Annotated in this window: 17 protein-coding genes; 9 read left to right on the forward strand and 8 right to left on the reverse strand. The window is 57.6% G+C overall.

The features are described 5' to 3' along the window. Positions 1–50: 50 nt before the first annotated feature. Genes ACR0FB_RS11515 through ACR0FB_RS11525 form a run of 3 tightly spaced genes read right to left on the reverse strand, consistent with a single transcriptional unit; the run spans position 51 to position 2,538 of the window. Positions 51–1,025 (reverse strand): threonine ammonia-lyase, encoded by a 975-nt coding sequence (locus tag ACR0FB_RS11515; RefSeq protein WP_171636724.1) that lies wholly within the window; start codon positions 1,023–1,025, stop codon positions 51–53. Continuing rightward, positions 1,022–1,852 carry an alpha/beta fold hydrolase gene (locus ACR0FB_RS11520; RefSeq protein ID WP_171636726.1) on the reverse strand — a complete coding sequence of 277 codons (831 nt, stop codon included), beginning with the start codon at positions 1,850–1,852 and terminating at the stop codon, positions 1,022–1,024. Before ACR0FB_RS11520 ends, ACR0FB_RS11515 begins: the two co-directional genes overlap by 4 nt. Further along, positions 1,852–2,538, reverse strand: coding sequence for a haloacid dehalogenase type II (locus tag ACR0FB_RS11525; protein WP_480620720.1), 687 nt, complete (start codon positions 2,536–2,538; stop codon positions 1,852–1,854). The genes ACR0FB_RS11520 and ACR0FB_RS11525 overlap by 1 nt, the downstream gene beginning before the upstream one ends. A gap of 126 nt (positions 2,539–2,664) precedes the next feature. On the opposite strand from ACR0FB_RS11525, the gene ACR0FB_RS11530 reads away from it, so the two are divergent. Then, complete coding sequence (locus tag ACR0FB_RS11530; protein ID WP_171330048.1) at positions 2,665–3,093, forward strand: FKBP-type peptidyl-prolyl cis-trans isomerase; 429 nt, start codon at positions 2,665–2,667, stop codon at positions 3,091–3,093. A 271-nt stretch (positions 3,094–3,364) separates the two neighbouring features. Here ACR0FB_RS11530 and ACR0FB_RS11535 read toward each other — a convergent pair whose 3' ends face one another. Genes ACR0FB_RS11535 through fabA form a run of 3 tightly spaced genes read right to left on the reverse strand, consistent with a single transcriptional unit; the run spans position 3,365 to position 5,932 of the window. Next, on the reverse strand, positions 3,365–4,156 hold the full coding sequence (locus tag ACR0FB_RS11535; protein WP_171636730.1) for an enoyl-ACP reductase FabI: 792 nt from the start codon (positions 4,154–4,156) through the stop codon (positions 3,365–3,367). Between the two features lie 5 nt (positions 4,157–4,161). Then, positions 4,162–5,391, reverse strand: coding sequence for a beta-ketoacyl-ACP synthase I (gene fabB, locus ACR0FB_RS11540; protein WP_480620721.1), 1,230 nt, complete (start codon positions 5,389–5,391; stop codon positions 4,162–4,164). A 31-nt stretch (positions 5,392–5,422) separates the two neighbouring features. Then, complete coding sequence (gene fabA, locus ACR0FB_RS11545; RefSeq protein WP_152457158.1) at positions 5,423–5,932, reverse strand: bifunctional 3-hydroxydecanoyl-ACP dehydratase/trans-2-decenoyl-ACP isomerase; 510 nt, start codon at positions 5,930–5,932, stop codon at positions 5,423–5,425. Positions 5,933–6,118: 186 nt separating this feature from the next. Here fabA and irrA point away from each other — a divergent pair, with 186 nt between their 5' ends. Further along, a complete protein-coding gene (gene irrA / locus ACR0FB_RS11550; RefSeq protein WP_170344907.1) occupies positions 6,119–6,535 on the forward strand; it encodes an iron response transcriptional regulator IrrA in 417 nt (138 codons plus the stop codon). A gap of 6 nt (positions 6,536–6,541) precedes the next feature. On the opposite strand, the gene ACR0FB_RS11555 is transcribed toward irrA, so the two are convergent. Then, positions 6,542–7,438: a LysR family transcriptional regulator gene (locus tag ACR0FB_RS11555; RefSeq protein ID WP_480620722.1), complete on the reverse strand. Its 897-nt coding sequence runs from the start codon at positions 7,436–7,438 to the stop codon at positions 6,542–6,544. Positions 7,439–7,521: 83 nt separating this feature from the next. Between ACR0FB_RS11555 and ACR0FB_RS11560 the strand changes: the two genes are divergently transcribed. Continuing rightward, positions 7,522–8,343 (forward strand): phytanoyl-CoA dioxygenase family protein, encoded by an 822-nt coding sequence (locus ACR0FB_RS11560; RefSeq protein WP_171724482.1) that lies wholly within the window; start codon positions 7,522–7,524, stop codon positions 8,341–8,343. Here ACR0FB_RS11560 and ACR0FB_RS11565 read toward each other — a convergent pair. After that, positions 8,326–9,189, reverse strand: coding sequence for a glycosyltransferase family 2 protein (locus tag ACR0FB_RS11565; protein ID WP_480620724.1), 864 nt, complete (start codon positions 9,187–9,189; stop codon positions 8,326–8,328). The two genes, ACR0FB_RS11560 and ACR0FB_RS11565, sit on opposite strands and share 18 nt — an antisense overlap. 123 nt (positions 9,190–9,312) lie before the next feature. Here ACR0FB_RS11565 and miaB point away from each other — a divergent pair, with 123 nt between their 5' ends. The 6 genes from miaB (at position 9,313) to lnt (ending at position 15,683) form a co-directional block, all read left to right on the forward strand. Next, positions 9,313–10,632 (forward strand): tRNA (N6-isopentenyl adenosine(37)-C2)-methylthiotransferase MiaB, encoded by a 1,320-nt coding sequence (gene miaB, locus ACR0FB_RS11570; RefSeq protein ID WP_480620726.1) that lies wholly within the window; start codon positions 9,313–9,315, stop codon positions 10,630–10,632. Positions 10,633–10,802: 170 nt separating this feature from the next. Next, positions 10,803–11,567, forward strand: coding sequence for an outer membrane protein (locus ACR0FB_RS11575; RefSeq protein WP_480620728.1), 765 nt, complete (start codon positions 10,803–10,805; stop codon positions 11,565–11,567). Between the two features lie 136 nt (positions 11,568–11,703). Beyond that, complete coding sequence (locus tag ACR0FB_RS11580) at positions 11,704–12,726, forward strand: PhoH family protein (protein WP_171636743.1); 1,023 nt, start codon at positions 11,704–11,706, stop codon at positions 12,724–12,726. A 36-nt stretch (positions 12,727–12,762) separates the two neighbouring features. Then, positions 12,763–13,257, forward strand: coding sequence for an rRNA maturation RNase YbeY (gene ybeY / locus ACR0FB_RS11585; protein ID WP_480620730.1), 495 nt, complete (start codon positions 12,763–12,765; stop codon positions 13,255–13,257). A 36-nt stretch (positions 13,258–13,293) separates the two neighbouring features. Then, positions 13,294–14,181 carry a hemolysin family protein gene (locus ACR0FB_RS11590; protein WP_171636747.1) on the forward strand — a complete coding sequence of 296 codons (888 nt, stop codon included), beginning with the start codon at positions 13,294–13,296 and terminating at the stop codon, positions 14,179–14,181. After that, the gene (gene lnt / locus ACR0FB_RS11595) at positions 14,178–15,683 is read left to right on the forward strand and encodes an apolipoprotein N-acyltransferase (protein ID WP_480620731.1); all 1,506 of its coding nucleotides are present in this window, start codon (positions 14,178–14,180) and stop codon (positions 15,681–15,683) included. The genes ACR0FB_RS11590 and lnt overlap by 4 nt, the downstream gene beginning before the upstream one ends. Positions 15,684–15,693: the final 10 nt, after the last annotated feature.

Below are 15,693 nucleotides of genomic sequence, written 5' to 3' on the forward strand. Positions count from 1 at the left end.
CCTTGTCGTCATGCCGTCCTGACGTAATTTGCACGGCTTTCGCACCGATGTCAGGTCAGGAATTCCAACGCCTTAGCAAATATTCCCGGATCGACATTCCCGCCCGATGTGACGACGATCACGTCGTCGCCTTCGATCTCGTCGCCCCGGAAAAGGGCCGCGGCCAGTGCTACGGCGCCGCCGGGTTCCAACACTATTTTAAGGCGCAGAAAGGCATATGCCATGGCCTGCAATGCCTCGTCTTCGGTGACAGAGAGTCCGGGGCCGCAAAGACGGTGAAGGATCGGAAAGGTGATGTCGCCGGGCTGCGGTGTCAGGATCGCATCGCATATGTTACCCGACGCCGCATTGTTGTTTTGAATGCGACCTGACGCCAAGGATCGTTTGACGTCGTCGAACCCTTCCGGCTCACAGGGGCGCGCCCGCAAATTCGGCGCGTGTTTCTCCAGCGCCAGCGCAATGCCCGAGGTCAAACCTCCGCCGCCGCAACAGACCAGAACATCCGACTGCGAAACCCCAATTTCCGCGGCCTGCCTGGCGATTTCCAGCCCGGTTGTGCCTTGTCCCGCGATGACCTGCGGTTCGTCATAGGGGCGGATCAGGGTCAGACCACGTTCAGCAGCGATGGCTTCGCCTATTTCCTCCCGTTTTTCATTCGCGCGATCGTACAAAACGACTTCGCCGCCCAGCGCGCGGGTGTTGTCGATCTTGAGCTGCGGCGCGTCCGATGGCATGACAATGACCGAGGCAATCCCATGTTTCGAAGCGGCCATCGCAACGCCTTGCGCATGGTTGCCCGATGAATATGCGATCACACCACGCTGGCGTATGCCTTCATCCAGCGCCGAAATGGCCGACCACGCGCCGCGAAACTTGAAACTGCCGGTATGTTGCAAGCATTCCGGTTTGACCCAAATGCGGCGGCCCGCAAGCGTGTCGAGAAAGGGCGACGACAGGATCGGCGTTTCGCGAACGTGTCCTTTCAGCCGTTCTGCGGCGGCTTCGATCATCTCAAATGTGCTCATGCGGCGTTCTTCAATACCTTCTGTATCAGGTCCAGTGATTGGACTTCGTTCAGGAACGGAACATGCCCGCGATCCGGTACCTCGACCGAGATCAGCTCCGGGTGTCGATGCCGCATCTCGGCCAGAGTGTCCGCGCCCAGAACATCGGAATTCGCGCCCCGGATCACACCGGTGGGAATGCCACGCAAGGCTTCGAAGAACACCCAAAGATCAGGGGCTGCCGCGCTTGCAGCTTGTTCAAGAAGCCCCTTGCGCAGGGCTGGATCATATCGCAGCTTCAGCCCGTCTTTGCGCATTTCATACTGAAATTCTGCCTGCTTGCGCCAGGTCTCCAGTGGAACACCGGGAAATTGTGGCTCCATTACGTGTTTCAATGCGGCGGCGGCTTCATCATAGGTTTTGGCGGTGGGCTGCGCCCCCACGTAGGCCATGATCTTGGCGATGCCCGACGGCTCGATAACCGGACCCACGTCATTCAGAATTACGGCGGCCAGACGTTCGGGGTGGCTTGCGGCCAGCGCCATGGCGATCAGCCCGCCGCGCGATGTTCCCAGAATGACTGCTTTCTCGATCCCCAGATGATCGAGCAGCTCAATCGCGTCATGGGATTCGCGGAAGATATTGTAATTCATAAAGTCGGGGTCGTATTCCGAACGCCCGCGCCCCCTGTAATCCATGGCGATCATGCGCAGGCCCGAGGCATGTGGCGCAAAAAACGAAAAGTCGCGGCTGTTTCGGGTCAGACCGGCCAGGCACAAAAGCGGCGTGCCGGTGCCGGACTCTTTGAAATAGATGCGCCTGCCGTCCGTTGTCATGAATTCTGACATCAGAGACCGGCCAGCTTGGGAATCGAGGCCAGATCGGACAGCACATGCGCAGGTGTCCAGGGAAGGCGATCCATGGGTTCACCAATCCGATTGACCCATGCGGTCACAAAACCGTACCCGCTGGCCCCGGCAGCGTCCCAGCCGTTCGAACTGACGAACAAAACGTCATCGCGTGCGCAGCCAAACCTGTCTTGCACCAGATCATAGACACGGGCGTGGGGTTTGAAGACGCCGACGCTTTCGACCGACAGCACATCATCCAATACATCGCCGATTCCGGCGGACTTCACGGCTCCGTCCAGCATCGGGGGCGACCCGTTGGACAGGATCGCCGTTTGCAGCCCACCATCCTTGAGGGCTTTCAGCATGGCCGGAACTTCGGGATAGGCCTGCAATTCCCAATAGAGATCAAGCAGACGTTGGCGCAGCCCCGGGTTGCCTTGCAGGCCTGCGGCCTCCAGAGCCCAATCCAGCCCGTCCTGGGTGACGTCCCAGAAATCCACATGCGCATCCGCCACGGCGCGCAGCCATGTGTATTGCAGTTGTTTCAGACGCCAATGCCCCGCAACGGTGGTCCATTTGTCTTTCAGGGCTTCGAAACCCGGCTCGTCTGCCGCCTGTCGGGCAGCCGCGGCAACATCGAATAATGTTCCGTAGGCGTCGAACACACAGGTCGTGATCGGCATATAGTCCTCCTTAGATTGCGCGCAGGTTGGCACATCGGCGCAGGGGGTGAAAGAGCCGAGGGTTTACAACATTGTGTCAACCTATAGGGTTGGCCGCTTAACCCCTTGGAACGGCCGGAGGCCACGATGACCGAAATCAAACAAGGCGACACGGTTCGCATCCACTACACCGGGACGTTGCTGGACGGCAAAGTCTTTGACAGCTCGGACGGGCGGGATCCGTTGGAATTCGTGGTCGGGTCGGGCCAGATCATCCCGGGGCTGGACCGTGCCATGCCGGGCCTGTCCACCGGGGACAAGACGCGGGTGGAAATTGCCTGTACAGACGCCTACGGCCCGATCAACCCTGCGATGCGTCAGGAAATTCCCCGTGAAGGCATTCCAGACGACATCCCCCTGGATCCCGGGACACAGTTGCAGATGCAAACGCCAGAAGGTCAGGCCGTGCCTGTAACGGTTGTGGATTCAAACGAAGCCACCGTTACTCTGGATGCAAATCACCCGCTGGCAGGGCAGGATCTGGTTTTCGAGATCGAAGTCGTTTCAGTCAACTGAGACATGGTTCGGGCCGGATGTCCGGCCCCGATCTCACCCTATCAGAGCGTGAATCGCGGCCCTTACCTGTGGCTGCGTAAAGAAGACGAACACCAGCAACAGTGAAGTCAACGTAAGCAATAGCACCCTGGCCCGTTGGCTGAGAAAGCCGGGCTTTCGCCGGCTTTGCGTCGCGCGTGCATTGTTTGCAATGATTTGGTCAAGTTTGCTCATATCGATTACCTGCCGCCTAATGATGGTGAAATCTGGGCAGCGGCAGGGAAAGATATGGTCACATGGATTCGGGCTGAGGCATGCCCAGAACGTGGAAGCCACCGTCAACGCGGATGATCTCTCCCGACGTGCAGGCACCTGCATCTGACGTCAGGTACACAGCCGTTCCGCCGACAGCTTCAAGTGTGGCGTTAGAGCGCATCGGTGCATTCTGATCGCAGAATTTGTAGGTCTTGCGGGCACCGCCGATCGCTGCACCGGCGAGGGTTCTCATCGGCCCTGGGGAAATCGCGTTCACGCGGATGCCATCGGGGCCAAGATCGTTGGCCAAATAGCGCGTTGCCGATTCCAGCGCAGCCTTTGCGACACCCATCACGTTGTAGTTGGGCACAACCCGGTTGGAGCCCTGATACGTCAGGGTCAGCAGGGAACCGCCATTGTCTTTCATCAACGGATAGGCGCGACGCGCGACCTCGATGAAGGAATAGGCCGAGACATCCATCGAATGCTTGAAATTCGCACGTGTGGTATTCAGGAACCGACCTGTCAGCTCGGACTTGTCCGAATAGGCGATAGCATGCACCAGGAAATCTATGGTGGGCCAACGTTCGGCCAGCTCGCCAAAAGCGCGATCCAGCGACTCGTCGTCGGTGACATCCGCATCGACCATGAAATCGCTGCCCAAGCTCTGAGCCAGCGGCTCCAGCCGCTTTCCGAATGCCTCGCCCTGATAGGTGAATGCCAGTTCGGCGCCAGCCTCGTGCATGGCCTTGGCAATGCCCCACGCAATCGAGCGGTCATTGGCCACGCCCATGATCAGGCCGCGTTTACCTTTGAGAAGATCCGACATTACTTTCACCCGTTATACTTTGAAAGAACCATGGACCCGTTCGTGCCGCCAAAGCCGAAGCTGTTGGTCATGACACTGTCCAGTCCTGCGTTTTCAACCACTTGAGTTGCAATTTCACCGGGCTGAATGCCTTCGGCAAGCGTGTCGACATTGATCGATGGAGTAATGAAATCATTTTCCAGCATCAGCAGGCAGAAAATCGTCTCAAGCGCGCCCGCCGCGCCCTGAGCGTGGCCTGTCATCGACTTCGTCGAGGAGATGGGGGGTACATTGCCTTCGCCAAAGATGCGGCGCACCGCCTCTACCTCACCCACGTCGCCGACGGGGGTCGAGGTGCCGTGAGCATTGATATAGCCGACCTTGCGCCCCTCGGGCAGGGTACTCAGAGCAAGTCGCATCGCGCGCTCGCCGCCCTCACCTGAAGGAGCAACCATGTCGTGACCATCTGAAGTTGCGGCATAACCTGTAACTTCAGCATAAATTTTGGCGCCGCGGGCCAGAGCGTGGTCCAGCTCTTCCAGAACAACGATTCCACCGCCGCCCGAAATCACGAAACCATCACGGTTTTCGTCGAACGCGCGCGAGGCTTTATCGGGTGTGTCATTATATTTCGACGACATCGCGCCCATTGCGTCGAACAGGCAGGAAAGCGTCCAGTCCAGTTCTTCACCGCCGCCGGCGAACATCACGTCCTGCTTGCCCAGCATGATCTGTTCGGCCGCGTTGCCGATGCAATGCAGCGAGGTCGAGCAGGCCGAGGTGATCGAATAGTTGATGCCCTTGATCTTGAACGCGGTCGCCAGATTGGCCGAGATCGTCGAGCACATGCATTTTGGCACGGCAAATGGCCCGATCCGCTTGGTCGCGCCCGTCTTCAGAACGGTTTGATGCGCCGTCAGCATCGCGCTGGTCGAAGGTCCGCCAGACCCCGCAACCAGCCCGGTGCGTGAATTGACGATCTGGTCTTCGGTCAGACCAGAATCGGCAATCGCCTGGCTCATGGCGATATGTGCATAGGCGGCCCCTGGACCCATAAAGCGCAATGTGCGCTTGTCCACATGCTGGGCCACGTCGATCTTGAGCGTACCCGCGATCTGGCTGCGAAAACCATGTTCTGCCATCTGCTCGCTGGCCACGATCCCGGATTTACCTGCTTTGAGCGAGGTCAGAACCTCTTCGGCATTGTTCCCGATCGAGGACACAACCCCCAGACCGGTGACGACTACTCGACGCATGTGCGCACTCCTTGTTTCAGACCGTTCAGGCTCAGGCCTCGGATAGAACGACCTTCATGTCCTTGACATCATAAATCATCTCGCCATCGGCTTCGACAATGCCATCCGCCACACCCATTGTCAGGCGGCGCGTTTGAATCGCTTTTTTGAAATCGATTTTATACGTCAGCATCTTGCGGTCCGGGCGAACCATGCCGGTCAGCTTTACTTCGCCGACGCCGACGGCCATGCCGCGCCCCTGCCATCCACGCCAGCCAAGGTTGAAACCGGTCAGTTGCCAAAGCCCGTCCAGCCCCAGACAGCCCGGCATGATCGGGTTGCCCGGAAAGTGGCACTCAAAGAACCAAAGGTCGGGTGTGATGTCGAATTCGGCCAGCACATGGCCCTTGCCGTGCAGACCACCATCGGCAGAGATGTCGGTGATCCGGTCCATCATCAGCATCGGTGGGGCGGGCAATTGTGCGTTGCCGGGGCCAAATAACTCACCACGAGCGCATTTCAGCAGATCATCTTTGTCAAAACTGCTAGGGAACTGGGCCATTCTGCCACCTTTCCTGCCGGGGGTCTGTCTTTACATCTGGCTTCGTCTAACACCCGTTTGCAAGGTCCTGCAAGAGCGGCGCGCCACATCATGTTGTGTTGGTTCTTATCTTGCGAATGAATTTCATTTGTAATTGCCGGTGATGCGCCCCTATATATAAAGGCAGGAATAATGGGTATCGGATCGATGACACCTCAGAGCCGCGAAATCGCAACAGGTTGGCTGGTGAATGCCGGCTTGCGACCGACGCGTCAGCGCGTGGCGCTGGCCGAGCTTCTGGTGGGCGACGGCCGCCATCGCCACGTCACCGCAGAAAGCCTTTTTGAATCGGCAAAGGCGAATGGGGATGCGGTGTCTCTGGCAACGGTCTACAACACTTTGCGTGCTTTTTGCGATGCGGGTGTGCTGCAAGAAATCACAGTGGACGGATCGAAAAGCTATTTCGACACGAACACGCATGATCATCCCCACTTCTATTGGGAAGACGACGCAAGGCTAAGCGATGCGCCGTCGGATCAGCTGGTCATTCAGCGCCTTCCCGAGGCGCCGGAAGGTGTCGAAATCGCCTCTGTCGATGTCGTCATTCGCTTGCGCAAGAAGTAACAGACCTTAAACGCCTGTCAGCCCGGCCACCAAAACACGCTCGGCCTTTTCTGTGACCGTGTCAGAGGGTCCTGTGCCGTGCCGCGCCAGAACGACGGATTCTGCTGTGTCCGGATTGGCAATCGGTACGCTGACCAGATGCTTGTTGTCATAGCTGAAGCTGCTGGGTGGGCTGGCATAGCTGATCCCGATTCCCTCACCATGGGCGGCAAGGCTGCGTTGAATCTCAAGGGAAGCGGCCCGGTGCGCGACGGTAGGGCGCAGCCCATTTTGCCGGAACAGGCCGAGAATGTGTTGGGCGGATAATCCTTCCGAAGACAGAATCAACGGATGACCTTCCAGCGCTGCAAGGGTGACTTCTGTGGTTTTCGCCAATGGATGATCCGGGGACATCAAGGCCTTCGGTCTGCTGTCGAACAGTTTTGTACGGGCGAACCCCGCATCCATGGTCAGGTCGTATGTGATTGCGATGTCAATCTGGCCATCCATCAATCCATTCAGCAGCCCTTCGAAGGACCCGGCCACATAGGTAAGGTTGAGATCGGTGAACGTGTTGCGGAGAAGTTGCAGGGCCGGGGCCAAAAGGAAGGGGGCCAGGTCCGTAAAGCAGCCCAATCTCAGCCTGGAGGTGCCCGGCGCGGAGGTATCGGACGTTTCGATTCGCGCAGCATTTTTCAGCAAGACCTCGGCGTTCTCTATGAACGTACGTCCCTGAGGTGTCAGTGCCATGGCTGCACCCCGGCGGCGAACGAACAGCGGATACCCCAAATGGGCTTCAACACGCGTCAGCGCAGTGGACAAGGCCGGTTGCGAAACATTGAGATGCTGGGCTGCCGCCGACAAACTGCCGTGACGCCCGACTGCACAGACATATTCATATTGGCGCAACGAAATATATAACATGAGATTAATAATAACTTCGAAAGATATGATTTGAACAGAATGCATTTTTCCGGTCAAAAGCAAAAAAACTTCAGGAGCTGCCGATGCCACACCGTCTTGTTACTCAGCAGATGATCGACACTTATCAGGCCGACGGCGTCGTACTGGTCAAAGGGCTGTTTGCGGATCATGTGGATCAATTGCGCGATGGTGTGGCCGCGAATATGGCCGATCCCGGTCCCTATGCTTCGGAAAACAAGAAGGCGGGTGAAACAGGTCGTTTTTTTGATGATTACTGCAATTGGACCCGGATTCCGCAGTTCCGCGACGTGATCGAGACGTCTCCCGCAGCTGAGGTTGCCGCGGATCTGATGCAATCGAAACGCGTTCAGATGTTTCACGATCACGTGCTGGTCAAGGAGCCCGGTACGTCGATGGCGACACCGTGGCATCAGGACGGCCCATATTATTTCGTCGAGGGTCAGCAGACGATCAGCTTCTGGTCTCCGCTTGATCCGGTCAGACAGGCGACGCTGCGGTGTGTTGCCGGGTCGCACCGATGGGATAAAGAAGTTCTGCCGACCCGATGGGTTTCCGAGGACGGCTTTTTCCCGGATGAAGGTCAGTACATCCCCGTGCCGGATCCGGATGCCGAAGGTATGAAGGTCATCGAATTCGAGATGGAGCCCGGCGATGCCGTCGCTTTCAACTATCGCACGCTGCACGGTGCGCGCGGAAACCAGTCGGACAGCCGTCGCCGCGCCTTTTCACTGCGGCTGGTGGGCGACGATGCCCGGTATGTAGAGCGCCCCGGCCGAACCTCGCCCCCGTTTCCCGGTCATGACATGACGCCGGGACAGCGCCTGCGCGAGGATTGGTTTCCGATCTTGTTGCAGCGCCAGGCCGGCTCAGAACCACTGACCTGATTCGATCAGCCCGAGATCCAGCAGCTGGCGGGACTGCCATTCAAACGGCACCGAGTTGCGCCAGCGAAAGCTTCGGATGTCAAAGGTTGACCCTGCATTGGATTTCAGCGCCTTCGCGGCACGAAAAGAACAAATGGCGGCCGTCAGGTTGTGATGCCAGGGACAGGAATAGGTATTGTATTCCGGTTCGTTGAAAGTGTGATCGGGTCTCAGCACCAGGTTTTTTTGTGCTTTGAACAATGCGATGCGGTCGATCCTGCGACGTTCGTAGGGAATGTGGTCCTCGAACCGCCACCGCAACCCGCCCGAAAGATCCACCTGACGGTCCAGCGGTTGGCCGCTTGGGTTGTGGCGGGTATGGGCATAATAGCCAACACTGTCGAACATGGCCTGATCGGGGGCCACGCCATTGGGATGTGCGGTCAGATCCTCGGCGTACAGGTCAATGACATAGCTGAGCATCGCATTGCGACGCTCTTCACCATGAAAGACAAGCATCTCGCCCACGCTGCGCGTTTCGCAGTAGGGAAAGAACAGGTATTCGGCGTTGTAGCAATAATACATCCAGATGCCGGGTGCGGCCTGAATGATCCTGTTTATGGTTTCGAACACGACCAGCCGGGGAACACATTTCAAATTGACTCGATGCACCTTGGCGAACAGGTCCTCTGTCAGATGAAACTCGTCCGGTGCAAAGACGATGACGGATTTGAAACCCAGCCTCAGATGATGGTGCAGCGTGCTGGCCAACTCGACGTCGTCCTCGGCAAAAATCAATGCTACGGGGCCTTTGGCCAGTGCGGCCTGTCCCGATTTCAGGAAATGGTCGAGGGAATCGTACGTCATCGGGTGCTTTTTGGTCCGGCCTTGCTGGAAAGTCCTGCCAAATTCGGGTAATTGCGCCCGCATTGCAAGCGGCGTTCGAAGCGTATAGATGACGTCGATCCAGCGAATGCAAAGGCCCGTCCCATGTCTGAACCGAAGAAGCTGTTTATCAAGACTTATGGCTGTCAGATGAACGTCTATGACAGTGAACGCATGTCCGAGGCGCTGGGCGGGCAGGGCTATGTCGAAACCAAAACGCCTGACGATGCCGACATGATTCTGCTGAACACTTGTCACATCCGCGAAAAAGCGGCTGAGAAAGTGTATTCGGAACTCGGTCGCTTCAAGGGTCTGAAAGCCGAAAAGCCTGACCTGAAAATCGGTGTGGCAGGCTGTGTTGCGCAGGCCGAAGGTGAAGAAATCATGCGCCGCCAACCGCTGGTCGATCTGGTCGTCGGCCCGCAAAGCTATCACCGTCTGCCCGAGATGGAGGCCAAGACCCGTGCGGGCGAAAAGGCGCTGGACACCGATTTCCCCGAGGAAGACAAGTTTGAAAAACTGAAAAACCGTCCCAAGGCCAAACGCGGCCCGACGGCGTTTCTGACCGTTCAGGAAGGGTGCGACAAGTTCTGCGCCTTCTGCGTGGTGCCTTATACGCGTGGGGCCGAAGTCAGCCGCCCCGCTGATCGCATCATCCGCGAAGCCCATGATCTGGTTGAACGCGGCGTGCGCGAGATCACGCTGTTGGGTCAGAACGTGAACGCCTATCACGGGGCCGGCCCCGACGGAGACATGACCCTGGCCGGGCTGATCTGGGAACTGAACAAGGTTGACGGGCTGGAACGTATTCGTTTCACCACGTCGCACCCCAATGACATGGCCGACGACCTGATCGAGGCACATGGCAGCTGTGAGAAACTGATGCCGTATCTGCACCTGCCGGTTCAGTCGGGCTCGGACCGTATCCTCAAGCGAATGAATCGCAGCCACACGGCAGAAAGCTATCTGCGCCTGATCGAACGCATTCGTGCGGCGCGCCCGGATATTGTGATGTCGGGGGACTTCATCGTCGGCTTCCCAGAAGAAACCGAAGAGGATTTTCAGGCAACGATGGATTTGGTTGAAGAGGTCAAATACGGCTACGCCTATTCCTTCAAGTATTCCACACGCCCGGGAACACCAGCGGCCGAGCGGGCTCAGGTTGATCCGGATGCGGCGGATGATCGATTGCAGCGCCTTCAGGCCCTTATCACACGGCACCAAAGGGAAATTCAGGACGGTATGGTCGGTCGTACAGTCCGCGTTTTGTTTGAAAAACCGGGCCGCCTGTCGGGCCAGATGGTCGGAAAATCCGAGTATCTGCATTCGGTGCATGTGAAAGGGCCCGAGATTGCCGTTGGTGATCTGAAAGAGGTCCGGATCACCGACTCGGGCGCCAACTCTTTGGCGGGTGAGCTGCTCTGAGTCGGTAAGATTCCGCCGTTCAGACACCATAGTTGGTGTTTGTTTCCAAAATTTACCCTTGATTTATTGCTTGGAACTATGCTCCGAGAGGAGCCATGTTTTTCAGGCGCCGTTATTGCGTCAAAAAACGATTGTACGCCGATCTTAAGATCGGAGTGATGGAGGTACGAGTGCCAATCTTGAACAGCTTCAGGACCCTGAGCCTAGTGAAAACCTTGCCTTTGGCCTCGGTTGTTACTTTTTTTGCCAGCGCGACGATTGCCGGAGACCTGAAGGGCACGACAACCGATCCTGTCGTTATCAGCCCCAAGAAGTTCAGCAGTGACGTCAGTGTATTTTACCTGGGGATTGCTGGAGGCTACGCCTCAGGCTGGGACGATCGATTTGGTCTGAGAACGCCCGCCGGGCTGTTTGATATTGGCGACCTGAACGTATCCGGCGCATACGGCGGCTTTCGTGGTGGTTGGCGTGGTGTTCTGCCTTCAAGGTGGGGGCGTGATTTCGTCTATGGTTTTGAAGTCAGTTATGATTTCGGATCCTTGGACGACAGTGTCAGGGCCCAGATCGGCGGTTCGAACGTTGAGGGTGGGGCAGAGATATCTGACGTTTTGTCCCTCAAATATCGAAGCGGCCTGACAAGCCGAAATGGTCGGGTTCTGTACTTTTTCAGCGTCGGTTACCTGTGGGGCGATGTTGAAACAACCAACAACATCACATCCGGAGCTACAGTACAGAGCTTTTCGGCATCGGATCGGCGGGGCGGATATACCGCAAGCATCGGTGCCGAACACAAGCTGACCGACAATTGGTCGGTCACCGGCGAATACGAATACGTCCAGTTCAAATCCGAAGACGTTCAATTCGGTTCGGGCTTTTCCACGAAGTCCACACCGAAATACGGCGGCTTGAGATTCGGGCTGAACTATACGTTCTGATGCGCGTCTGACAGGCTTTTTTCTTTTGTATGATCGGCGCTTTTGTCATCCGCGGGCTTATTTTTGAAACTGTGGCTTGCGCCCACCGAGATTTGTTGTCTACGCTCGGGGTGAACCGCCAAGACAGGAGAACGGATTGGCCATCGGTGCCCTGACCCCACCGCAAGACGAAATGCCCCAACGCGAGGCGTTTTTAGAGTTTCCCGACAACCGATTGTTGATTGACCTGTGCGGCGAATACGACCGCAATCTGACCGACATCGAAAGCAAGCTTTCCGTCCAGATCGTACGCCGCGGCAACCAGCTTGTCGTGATGGGCGATGAAGACGCCCAGAAGCAGGCTATTGAAGTGCTGCAATCGCTTTACACGCGCTTGGAAGGCGGGCGCGAGGTCGAGGCCGCGGACGTGGACCGAGAACTGCGGATGGGTGGTTCGGAACAGGGGACCGGCAGCCGCGACGGCGATCAGTTGGAAATGTTCAAGGGCGGTTCAGTCGAGATCAAAACCCGCAAGAAACTGGTGGAACCGCGCACGGACGCCCAGAAAGCTTATGTGCAGTCACTGTTTCAAAATGAGCTTGCATTTGGCATTGGGCCTGCTGGCACGGGGAAAACCTATCTGGCTGTTGCCGTGGGCGTGTCGATGTTCATTGGCGGGCATGTGGATCGAATCATCCTCAGCCGCCCGGCGGTCGAAGCGGGTGAAAAATTGGGCTATCTGCCCGGTGACATGAAAGACAAGGTCGATCCCTACATGCAGCCGCTGTACGACGCGCTGAATGATTTTCTGCCCGGCAAGCAGCTGGCGAAGCTGATCGAGGAAAAGCGAATCGAAATAGCGCCGCTGGCGTTCATGCGTGGACGCACGTTGGCCAATGCTTTTGTGGTGCTGGACGAAGCACAAAACGCCACGACCATGCAGATGAAGATGTTCCTGACTCGTCTGGGCGAAGGCAGCCGCATGGTAATCACCGGCGACAGGTCTCAGGTGGATTTGCCGCGCGGCGTTCAGTCGGGTTTGCAGGATGCGGAAAGACTGTTGAAAACGATCCCCAACATCAGTTTCAACTATTTCACGTCCAAGGACGTGGTTCGCCACCCGCTTGTGGCCGCGATCATCGAGGCGTATGAGGCGGATGCGGGCCGGGAATCCACTTGATTGCAAGGCTCATTCACAGGGCTTTTGTGCGATAAGATGAATCTGGAACTCACTGTCGAAGACGACCGGTGGCAAGGGCTTGAAGCTTTGTCGCGGCAAGCGATATCCGCTGTCCTGTCCTATGCGGAACTGGACCCTGAACTTTGCGAGATCAGCGTTCTGGGATGCGATGACGCACGCATTTCGGAACTGAACGCCGAGTTTCGCGGCAAACCAGCCGCCACCAATGTTCTGAGCTGGCCGGCAGAAGATTTGGCCCCGGAGGAAGCCGGGCAAGCGCCCCATCCGCCAAAGCCGGATATCACCGGTGAAATTCCTTTGGGCGATATTGCGATCTCCTTCGACACCTGCGCGCGTGAAGCGGATGAGGCAGGCAAGGACATTGACGATCACGTCATCCATTTGCTTGTTCACGGAACGTTGCATTTGCTGGGATATGATCACATTCGTGACCCCGACGCCGCTTTGATGGAAGGGATTGAGGTCGAGATACTTGGCAAGTTGGGTATAGATGACCCATATAAGGTATAAGGTGGGTCATGTGACCCGATCAGTTGGAACAAGGTAATGGGCGAAACAGACGGCAGTTCTAGGGCGGCGCAAAGCGCGCAACCTCAGGACAGCGGCAATGATACAGAAGAGAAAAGCGGGTTTATTTCCCGAATTTTCGATGCGTTTTCGAGTCAGGAGACTCAGCAAAACCCGGGGATGAACGGGCAGAGCGCAGCGGCAGCTCGGCCTCACGGGATGATGAACCTGCGCAGGATGCGCGTCGAAGACGTGGCCATTCCCACGGCCGAGATCATCGCGGTTCCTTCTACCATCACCAAGGATGAGCTGGCTGACGTATTCCGGGACAGTGGGTTGTCCAGAATTCCGGTCTATGAAGGAACGCTGGATACGCCGTTGGGCTTCGTTCACCTCAAGGATTTAGCGCTGACCCATGGTTTCAATGGCGGTGCGGACAAGTTTGACCTGAAATCCATGTTGCGCACGCTTTTGTTCGTGCCGCCTTCAATGCCGATCGGTGTCCTGCTGACCAAGATGCAGACCGAACGTCGCCATATGGCGTTGGTGATTGATGAGTATGGCGGCGTCGACGGGCTGCTGACGATCGAAGACTTGATCGAGCAGGTCGTGGGTGAGATCGCGGACGAACACGATGCAGACGAAGATCAGCTTTGGGTGCAGGAAAAGCCGGGCTGTTACGTTGTGCAGGCACGTGTGCCGCTTGAGGACTTCGAGGCCGAGATCGGCAGATCCTTGACCAGCCACGAGGATGTGGATGAAGAAGACATCGACACGCTGGGGGGGCTAGTGTTCATGCTGTCCGGGCGTGTTCCGGCACGGGGTGAGGTCGTGATTCATCCGGAAGGGCCGGAATTCGAAGTGATCGAAGCCGACCCGCGACGCATCAAACGGTTGCGCGTCATGCTGCCGGACGTCGCTGCATGACGCCTGTCCGGGGCTGGCCGTTATCGTTGAGATTGTTTGCCGCCGCCGCACTGGGCGCCTTCGGCGCTTTTGGCCAGGCACCGCATGGGTATTGGGGCGCTACGGTTGTTGCACTGGTTTTGATCGTTCCGGTGTTCCTCGCCAGTGAAACCCGTGCTCGCGCGGGGTGGATCGGCTGGTTCTTCGCCACCGGCTATTTTGCCCATGCGCTCAGCTGGATCATCGAGCCCTTTCAGGTAGATGCAGAGCGTCACGCCTGGATGGCACCGTTTGCGCTGGTGTTCATGGCTGGCGGGCTCGCCCTGTTCTGGGCAATTGCGTTTCGACTTGCGCGGCATGTTGGCGCGACCGCCATGCAGCAAGGCGTTTTGCTGATCGCAACGCTGTCGCTGGCCGAACTGGCCCGGGGATACGTGCTGACCGGGTTCCCTTGGGGCGGAGTGGCGCAAATCTGGATGAATACGCCCGTGGCGCAAGTGCTGTCTCTGGTGGGGCCGTATGGCTTGAATGCGCTGACATTTGCCGTGGCGTTTCCGATAGGGGCGGCACTGATTCAGGAAAGACGCTTGCGGGCACTGGTCCGTCCACTGGGATTTACAGCTGCGGCGGCGGTGCTGGCGATTGGCTATGCGTCGATGCGGCCAACGGTTCAGGAAGGCCGGCACACAGTTCGTGTCGTTCAGCCCAACGCGCCGCAACACCAAAAGTGGGACCCGGCATATGCGCCCTTGTTCTTTGCCCGTCAGATTGAATATTCCGCCGCTTTGCCCAGACCGGACCTGATCGTCTGGCCCGAGACCGCAGTTCCAGCCTGGCTGGGCAGCGCGCAACCGTATTTGACGGCCATTGCGGATGCCGCTCAGGGGACGCCCGTGGTTTTGGGAATCCAGCGTGGAGACGGCCCGAGGATTTTCAACTCGATGGTCTATCTGGATGAAGCCGGGCAGCAGGGCGGTCTGTATGACAAACACCATCTGGCCCCGTTTGGAGAATATGTGCCTTTTGGCGAGTTGATGGGCCGTTTTGGGATTTATGGGATGGCGGCCACAACGGGGCATGGATTCAGCGCAGGGCCGGGGCCCGAGCTCTTGGGCCTTGGCAAATTGGGAAGGGCGCTGCCTCTGATCTGTTACGAAGCCGTGTTCCCGCAAGATGTGAACGGGGCGGCGGGTCGGGCGGACTTTCTGTTGCAGATCACAAATGACGCGTGGTTCGGAACGCGTTCGGGACCGTTTCAGCATCTGGCACAGGCCCGGATGAGGGCAATTGAACAGGGTCTGCCGATGATCCGTTCGGCCAATACCGGCATATCGGCCATGATTGACCCGTTGGGTCAGGTCACGGCCTCATTGGCGCTGGGCAAGGCGGGATACGTGGATGCGATCCTGCCGCAGCCACATCAGCCAACAGTTTATTCCCGCATCGGGGACAGCCCTGTTCTTGGGTTGCTATTGTTTCTTGCTGCATTGGCGTGGTTCAACATCCGTCGCCTGACCAAATAATTTAAGATTG

It is taken from the genome of Ruegeria sp. P10, from assembly GCF_056534925.1.

Excerpts from the sequence above, each read along its gene's own strand:
- ACR0FB_RS11515 (WP_171636724.1), bottom strand. The coding sequence starts at position 1,025 with ATGAGCACATTTGAGATGATCGAAGCCGCCGCAGAACGGCTGAAAGGA.
- ACR0FB_RS11520 (WP_171636726.1), bottom strand. The coding sequence starts at position 1,852 with ATGTCAGAATTCATGACAACGGACGGCAGGCGCATCTATTTCAAAGAG.
- ACR0FB_RS11525 (WP_480620720.1), bottom strand. The coding sequence starts at position 2,538 with ATGCCGATCACGACCTGTGTGTTCGACGCCTACGGAACATTATTCGAT.
- ACR0FB_RS11530 (WP_171330048.1), top strand. The coding sequence starts at position 2,665 with ATGACCGAAATCAAACAAGGCGACACGGTTCGCATCCACTACACCGGG.
- ACR0FB_RS11535 (WP_171636730.1), bottom strand. The coding sequence starts at position 4,156 with ATGTCGGATCTTCTCAAAGGTAAACGCGGCCTGATCATGGGCGTGGCC.
- fabB (WP_480620721.1), bottom strand. The coding sequence starts at position 5,391 with ATGCGTCGAGTAGTCGTCACCGGTCTGGGGGTTGTGTCCTCGATCGGG.
- fabA (WP_152457158.1), bottom strand. The coding sequence starts at position 5,932 with ATGGCCCAGTTCCCTAGCAGTTTTGACAAAGATGATCTGCTGAAATGC.
- irrA (WP_170344907.1), top strand. The coding sequence starts at position 6,119 with ATGACACCTCAGAGCCGCGAAATCGCAACAGGTTGGCTGGTGAATGCC.
- ACR0FB_RS11555 (WP_480620722.1), bottom strand. The coding sequence starts at position 7,438 with ATGTTATATATTTCGTTGCGCCAATATGAATATGTCTGTGCAGTCGGG.
- ACR0FB_RS11560 (WP_171724482.1), top strand. The coding sequence starts at position 7,522 with ATGCCACACCGTCTTGTTACTCAGCAGATGATCGACACTTATCAGGCC.
- ACR0FB_RS11565 (WP_480620724.1), bottom strand. The coding sequence starts at position 9,189 with ATGACGTACGATTCCCTCGACCATTTCCTGAAATCGGGACAGGCCGCA.
- miaB (WP_480620726.1), top strand. The coding sequence starts at position 9,313 with ATGTCTGAACCGAAGAAGCTGTTTATCAAGACTTATGGCTGTCAGATG.
- ybeY (WP_480620730.1), top strand. The coding sequence starts at position 12,763 with ATGAATCTGGAACTCACTGTCGAAGACGACCGGTGGCAAGGGCTTGAA.
- ACR0FB_RS11590 (WP_171636747.1), top strand. The coding sequence starts at position 13,294 with ATGGGCGAAACAGACGGCAGTTCTAGGGCGGCGCAAAGCGCGCAACCT.
- lnt (WP_480620731.1), top strand. The coding sequence starts at position 14,178 with ATGACGCCTGTCCGGGGCTGGCCGTTATCGTTGAGATTGTTTGCCGCC.